This window comes from Rhodopirellula maiorica SM1 (assembly GCF_000346295.1).
GTDB classification, from domain to species: domain Bacteria; phylum Planctomycetota; class Planctomycetia; order Pirellulales; family Pirellulaceae; genus Novipirellula; species Novipirellula maiorica.
The window spans coordinates 1-7,853 of sequence record NZ_ANOG01000366.1 but is presented as its reverse complement, the minus strand read 5'-3'; the positions used below and the strand labels follow the sequence as shown (position 1 = coordinate 7,853).

Here is a 7,853-nt window from a genome sequence, read left to right as displayed (position 1 = left end):
AAAAGTTCTGGCCGGGAGGACCAGTGCCGTTCGGATTCCGACTCCATGAGGTCGAACGCATTGAAAAGCCCGGTGCGCGGACGATCGTGCATAACCATCTGGTGCACGATGAGGAAGCCGGCCCAATCATGCGTGCGGTGCTTCTGAAAAGCAAGGATGAGCGTTCTTGGGGACAAGTTCGGCTGGCAAGGTACTTCACCGCTCGAGCCGACATTCCCGACAAGTTCAAGCCTTTCATTGCGGACACAATCGGCAAGCAACTTCAGAATCCGATCTATTGTGGCGAGCTGGTTTGGGACCAGAACTGCACGGGTATTGTTCGTGGAGTACGTGTATTGGAAGCCAACTCGCCTGAGGATGTGATCCACGTTCCCGATTTCTGTGAGCCTTTGATTTCAATCGAAGACTTCCAGCAAATCCAGGCTCACCGAATAGCTCGCACCCGAAATCGAAAGTCAGAAAGCGGCGAGCGTCAACGCGGCATCAGCTATCGGTATCCTCTGACAGGGCTGGTCCGGTGCGGGCACTGCAATGCAGCGATGAACCCAAATTCGTCGAGCTACAAGGATACGGTGTACATGTCGTACATGTGTCCAAACCGTAGTGTCGGCATTTGCGACAATAAATTTCGCGTGCCCGAAGAATGGCTACGTGAAGCGGTTGTCGGTTTCATCTTGAAGCATCTGATTCCGAGCGACGAACCTACCAGATTGGAGTTCGTTGACGAAATCACGGAACTAGTTCGAGCGGCTTTGGGCGATCTCCAGTCCGAAGACCTTGACGCGAAACCGGGATTGGAAGCAGAATTGGCAACGCTGCGTGAGCAGATGTCTGGTTGGGTTAAGTCCCTAAGCAAACCAAAACTGTCCGATTCGGTTCGGGAATTGGTCGAGACTCAGTTGGCCGAAGCATCCGATCGACGCGGTGAAATTGAGGCGATCCTTGATGAGGGTTTTGATCCGGAGACTTTCCTTGCGACCCTTGTCCGTCCCGAACAAGTACGTGATCGGATCGACCGCTTGTCAACAGTACTAAGCGGTGAAAACGCAACGGAAACGAACCTGTTCTTGTCGATGCATGTCGACAGGATCGACTGCTTCAACGATGGCCGTGTGCGTTTAAGGGTTTGCAAAATTGGAAGTTCGTTTCATGCGGTCAATTGGTTTGCTAAGCAACAACCGCTGGAGACATCGGATGAACCTTCGGGTGAAACTGCAACCGGCGACTATCAAACAAAGCCGCGCCGTCGCGGTCGGCCTCGAATCGAGCCCGGGGAGTCAGTAGCGGCTCTTGAGGAGATCGACGCCGTTACTGATCCGTTTCGGTTTAGGGGCTTGCCTGATGACTGGTTTTGGGTCGAGGAGTTTCAAGTGCCCGAACGGTCGTGCTGGGCGAAGGACAATGCAGAGGCAGTCCTCGCCAGGTATAACAACATTGCGGAGTCGACGAAACGCAAACCTTCGTGCAACGCGATCGCCAGGGAGTTTGGTGTATCGAGGCCGACCATTTTGAACGCTCTCGACTATGCCAACGGCAAGCAAGAGGGTGCTGGCACCAAACATCGGCGCGAGTCGAAGGTCAGGATCAAGGGCAATCCCGAGGTTGAAAAGCGTATCGAAGAACTGCACGATGCCAATGTCATTGAAAAGGACATTGCCGCAGAGATTGGTGTCTCGCGTGCCGCGATCACCAACGCTCTGGTTCGCTTGTACGAAAAACGAGACGTGCCGAAGCCAGATGGCCGTCGTAGTCGGCACCAGCGATAACTCTTCGCGGTTGTCGCTGGTTCATCATCGAGACCGCGTTCACCTCAGGGTGAGCGCGGTCATTTTTTTAGCTATTAGAGGATCGACAAAAAGTAACTGCCTCGGTCTCAAATGCTCCGGTGTCGGCCAGGTATGACACTAGAGAGAAAGAAAAGACTCTTTCCTGGAATGGAATAGGCAATCTGGATTGTCTCGGGGAAAATTTGGAGTTCGCTTCCATTCCTCAATCTGGAGAGTGTCATGGCCGGTGGCCGTTGCTGTGAATCACCTGCCAGGGTGCTCAAGATCGGTCGCGACGGCATCTGTAAGCGGTTGCGTAAAGAGTCACTACGATGCAACCAACGCGCGGTTGACAAGATTCTCAGCTGGGCATCGCAATCGGCTGATACGCCCATTCAAGACGGAGCATTGCACCACGCGATCTGGACAGACTTGGAAGAGTTGTATCAGCATTTGAACCAGCAAATTACGGCGATTGAACGGGAACTAGCGAGCGTGCTTGTTCAAACTCCGTATGTACGTTTGATGTCGATCCCTGGAATTAATGTCGTTTCAGCAGCGGATCTCGCTGGCGAGATGGGCCCAATTGGTGGATATGCCAATGCCAACGCTATCACTGGGGGATGCGGCTTGTTTCCATCGCGGCACCAAGGCAATCAAACTGACTCAAGCGGATCAATTATCCGAAAGGCGAACCGACGCTTACGATGCGCGTTAATGCGAATCGCGGACAACCTCGCTGCCCATTGCGCGTACTATCGTGGACTTGCAGAACAGGACTTCGCACGTGGAGTCGATATTCGAGCGAGTCGTGTAAAGACGGCGAAAAAGTTTTCGAGGTTAGCCTTCGCATGTTTAGCAGGAGATCAACCATTGAGGCACCCAGCCTTTCGCACGCCTGACTCGATTTTGGAAAAGCTTCGAGAGTTTCATCGAATACACCAAACACCGATGCAACAAGTGTTGGCGGACTTGACTAGAGCCGTGGAACAATTGCCTGGTCACACGCAAGGACACGAAGCAATTGTGGCGGCAAGTGTGCTTCGTAAACACTCGGAACGTAGACGCGGCCCCGTTGAAATAGGAGAACTACTGACAGCAGTTCTTGCTAGACTTGGAGTTCCCCAAAATGAAATAAACAAATCCAATTCACTAGAAATTGAGGAGCGACCCTTAGCCCGTGTGAGGATCCACACCGCCTTCGTCGGCCGTGGCATTCCTGCCTTTCCGGTGCATGGCGCTCTGACGGATCACCACCGCCTGATATGGCAGGGTCGTTCCTCTCATGTATTACCTGTATGGCGAGAACGTGATCATTGACGTCAGAGAGGATCCTCAAATGGGATCGGAGCAACTCAATCGGCACAATTTAAATAACCACCATCCGGTGGCACGAAGAATGTACGCAATCACAAGAATTTTTCGCGCAGGACTTGTATTCCCCATGGCAGTCACCGGAGCACGCTGACAAACACCCGTCGGTGTGGGAAAGTCGCACAATTTGAGGCGCAGCAACGGCCAAACACCGATCACGGGAAATTGTTCTCCAGAACCCCCTCTGCGAGGTGCCCGCCACACTGTACGATTCTTTGCTGAAGTCAGAAATACGAACCCAAACACAAGTGGCTCCGTCACTTGAAGTTTGAAAGAAATCGCGGTCATACAATTAGACGGGCTAGATCATGGTGGACTTTGGAAAACTTCGGACTGAAAAGCAAAAGCCGAAGTCAGTGCAACCGTACGACATCTTTCGCCGGCTACCGAAGCCAGAAGGTATTAATGATCTCTACGCAAGTCAGATTGATGTGCTCAACGAATGGTTCGGCCGACGCAGTGAAGCAGACTTGGTGGTTAAGCTACACACGGGCGGCGGCAAAACGATAGTTGGATTATTAATGGCACAATCAACTATGAACGAGACTGGCGGGGCAGTTCTATACCTAACTCCCACAGTTCAGTTGGTTAAGCAGACTATTGCAAAGGCAACTGAGTTTGGAATCCCAGCTGTGCCGTACACGAAGGGCGTTGATCTCGACGAGAGGTTTGTGAACGGCTCGGCACTGATGGTTGGCACTTACAACGCTCTTTTCAACGGACGCAGTAAATTCAAGCTGCGAGGAGGCGGGACGCCTCAGGAAGTCGAGGCAGTCATTCTTGACGATGCCCACGTCGCATTTTCGGTGATTCGCGACGCTTTCACACTTTCGGTAAGCCGTGAAAAAAATCGTGAGATTTATGACTCGCTGACAACCTTGTTTCGCTCGTCATTTAGCGAGACGGATCGAATTGGAACTTTCGATGATGTCGTCGCTGGAGACGACTATGCGGTTTTAGACGTTCCCTACTGGGCTTGGAATCAGCGAATTCAGGATGTTCGTGAGATCCTGCGACCCCAGTCCGAGAGCTTCGCCTTTCAATGGCCTTTGCTACGAGACAAACTTCACCTGTGCCATGCATTAATTGGGTGCGATCACTTTACGATCTCACCGATTGTTCCTCTGGTCGATATGTTTCCTACGTTCACCGATGCCAAGCGGCGAATTTACATGTCTGCGACAATCTCGAACGACAGCGATATTATTCGGACGTTTGATGCTGATCCGAGCTCAATCTCCAATCCCATCAAGTCTCAATCACTGGCTGGCGTCAGCGAGCGAATGGTTCTAATCCCTGACCTGATGCCATTTCGCATCGAAACTCGTGACGTAATTGCGGAATTGGCTAAGTGGACGGTCGAACAAAACTACGGAGTGACAATCCTGACTCAGTCAGATAATGCGGCCGAGGAGTGGCGGGAAGTTGCAACATTCGCAAAAGGCTCGGCGGAGGTTGAAAGTACCGTCGAGTCGCTGCAGAAAGGTGAAATTATCGGCCCGGTCGTGTTTGCGAATCGTTACGACGGAATGGATTTGCCTGGGAATTCGTGCAGGCTCTTGATTCTAAGTGGGTTGCCAAAGGGAACATCCGACTATGAGCTTTATCGCGCTGCTGCTCTACATGGCGGCACGACAATTATGCGAATGCTCGCGCAGCGAATCGAACAGGGGATTGGTCGAGGAGCAAGAGGCTCGGGGGATCATTGCGTCGTCATTTTGCACGGGGCGGATATTGCAGGATGGATTGCAAAGGACGCGAACTTTCGACTGCTTACCGATTCCACTCGTGCACAGATGGAAATGGGAATTGAAATCAGTCGCGCAGTATCGGACTTGTCTGATATGCGAGAAACGATTGAGCGTAGCTACACTCGCGATACTGATTGGACCGAATATCACGCAGAGACACTCGCGGAACGCCTTGACGAGGCATCTGCGATTGCACATGACTTTACTGGAGTGACTGCCGAACGAAAGGCAATGAATCTGTGGCAAGATGGGCACCATCAGAAAGCGATTTCGACGCTGGAGAAAGTACTTAACGAGCTGGATTCCAAAGACCGATCGGAGTCTGGTTGGCTGAGTCAACTTGCGGCCAGAATATCCGACAACTGGGGGAATCGAGAGCGTTCTGAGTCGTTACAGCAGCGTGCTTATGCGAGCAATCGAAATTTGCTGCGTCCCAAGGTATGTCCTCCTTACCAACCATTGGTAACACCGGGCGAGCAAGCAACCAACGTCGTCAATCAGTTCGAGGGATACCACCTACGCCGCGGTTTTCTTAAATCTTTCGACGACACCGTCGCGTTCCTACACGAAGGTGCTTCAGCAACGCAGTTCGAGAAGGCGCTCGCCGACTTAGGAACCATGATCGGACTTGTAACCGAGCGACACGATGACCACGGAGTGGGCCCAGATGTACTGTGGCTGTTTCCCGACAAGAAAGCATGGGTAATCGAAGCGAAGAGCCGAAAAAAGGACACAAACGCACTGAAGAAAGGGCATCATGGGCAATTGCTGGTTGCTTCACAGTGGTTTGCGGCAAACTATCCCGGCCATTCGTTTCAGCGAGTTGTTATGCATCCCAGAAGTTTAGCGACCGAAGCCGCTTCTGCAGACGAAACGTTCGCGCTCACCTATGCAAAACTAATCAACTTGATTTCGGATGCCAGAGCATTGGTCACCAAGTTGTGCGAGTCTCAACTTGCCCCAAGCGAATTGCTCCATGAGTGCAGTCGGTTGCTCTCGGAATCTCCAGTCAGCGCATCAGCTTTGTCGGACAATTATCTGAAGCCATTCACCGTAGCGGAACGATCTTTCGGGCGAGGTTGATTTACTGGGTTTACACGTGGGATTGCAGGAAACCGATCGCTCGTTACACCTAGCGATCTTTTCGGAGTTGAGAACGAATCACATCAACCACAAGTCCAACCGATCGTGATGCCAGCAGTTTTCGTTTTTCGGCCAAAGCACGGGGAAATCAATGTCAGGACACGGAGGAGACGGTGGCTACGACTACCAGGCAGAAGTTACGGCATTTATCGCATGCTATGCCATTACGGAACAACCACTTGACTGGTTTGAGGGACGCTCTGACATACCCAACGTAGTCTCCGCTGAGTCAGGGGGACCAGGCGATGACCTTCTAATTGTAACGCATGAAGGAGGAATCGAGGTTCAGGCGAAGAAGAAACTTCGAGTCGATGACAAGTTTTGGTCTGCGATTCAACGTCTTTGTAATGGCCTCAATGAGAATGGTTCGCTTCATGGTGCTTTGGTCGTCAACTCACAGAGCAGCAACGCGATTTGCAACGACTTGCGAATAGAACTTCAACGTGGTGGCAGGACAGACAATGCAAAAGCGATTTCCGTCGATCTCCGCGATTTTCTAACAAAAAATGCAATTGACGCTGACGATGTATTGCCGCGTCTTCGAGTTGTTGTCATGGACCTGGACGACAATTTGCCGGACCTGCGAACCGCGAACACGATGCTCGGGAAAGTCGTGTCGAATCCTGCTGAAACATTTACCGCTTGGAAATCGCTCTGCAAACACTCGCACAAAATGATTCAACGACAGGGTAGATCAACGGCACGGGAGTTTGTCTCAATTGTTGGCCGACACGTCGAACTAAATAACTCTACCGACAATTCCCACATTGCATACTCGACGTACAGCCGAGCGTTAGCGAATAGTACTGCCTGCTTCGAGGCATTGGGTTTAGGGATCTCCCTCTCGATCAACGATGCATGGATTCCGATTGGTGTTATTAACGACAAAAAGGACCGTAGGCTCCAAAAAGAGTCTTTGGAAAGACTGATACGTGATTACCACGAGTGGGAACGGTTGGCTGAATGCAATAGCAGCGTTTCGAGCTGGGGAGTGAACTTGTTGGCGAGCTTCGCAGACCGAACCGTAGTCATAGGCGGTCCGGGAAGTGGGAAAACAACATTCTGCCAAAGATTGACTCATGACTTGGCAACCGGGGGAACCCTGGTTCATAGTGCCCGTCTCAAGCTGATTCGCAAGCGAATTGATTCGGGTGATACATTCCATGAAGCTCTAACGGCTCTTGTTCAAAACTCTGCAAACCTGAGTGCGAAGCTCGCTTCCACGCTCATCGACGATCTCGATTTTCTAGTTCTCGATGGTCTGGACGAATGCGACCCCACACGCCCAGAGATCGCAAAGGAAATTCGAAATTGGGGGGCATCAAGACGGTCGTGCCAAATAGTTGTGACAACGCGTCCAGTCGGCCATTATCCTGACCTCCTTTCAGGCTTTAATCATCTCGAACTCTTGCCGCTGTCGGAGTTTCAGGTTCGCGAACACGCCAAGCGTTTGTTTGGTGCTGCAATTGAAGATAGCAAGGTGCGCGATGCTAAGCTTACAAAATTTCTGGATGGCATCGTCGAAAGCCGTTCTGCAGATGTGCCCGCGGTAAAAAGTCTTGCGGCGCGCAACCCATTACTTCTCGGATTTCTCGTTCGTCTGGCTGTTGATGATGAAGATTCGGTGAGCAATCGGGCGGAGTTATTTGAAAAGACCATCGCATTGATGGAAACAAGTCCGAATCCCCCAGATAGCTCGAGTGAGGCGAATTCTCGAACGACTGCATGGAGAGCGTTCGACTTGATCGCGTTTAAGATCGTGGACAACCCCGCGATTGATGTAGCGTCGCTAGAAGGCGAATTGGAGAAATTGGGATTA

At 51.6% G+C, this 7,853-nt stretch carries 4 protein-coding genes; all 4 read left to right on the top strand.

The features are described 5' to 3' along the window. Positions 1 to 1,766: recombinase family protein (locus RMSM_RS11850; RefSeq protein WP_236622102.1), on the top strand; the 1,766-nt coding region annotated here is incomplete at its 5' end. 240 nt (positions 1,767 to 2,006) lie between these two features. Beyond that, positions 2,007 to 3,086, top strand: coding sequence for an IS110 family transposase (locus RMSM_RS11845; protein WP_008695902.1), 1,080 nt, complete (start codon positions 2,007 to 2,009; stop codon positions 3,084 to 3,086). A 362-nt stretch (positions 3,087 to 3,448) separates the two neighbouring features. Then, complete coding sequence (locus RMSM_RS11835; RefSeq protein WP_040765901.1) at positions 3,449 to 5,974, top strand: DEAD/DEAH box helicase; 2,526 nt, start codon at positions 3,449 to 3,451, stop codon at positions 5,972 to 5,974. Between the two features lie 151 nt (positions 5,975 to 6,125). Further along, positions 6,126 to 7,853: NACHT domain-containing protein (locus tag RMSM_RS11830; protein WP_040765898.1), on the top strand; the 1,728-nt coding region annotated here is incomplete at its 3' end.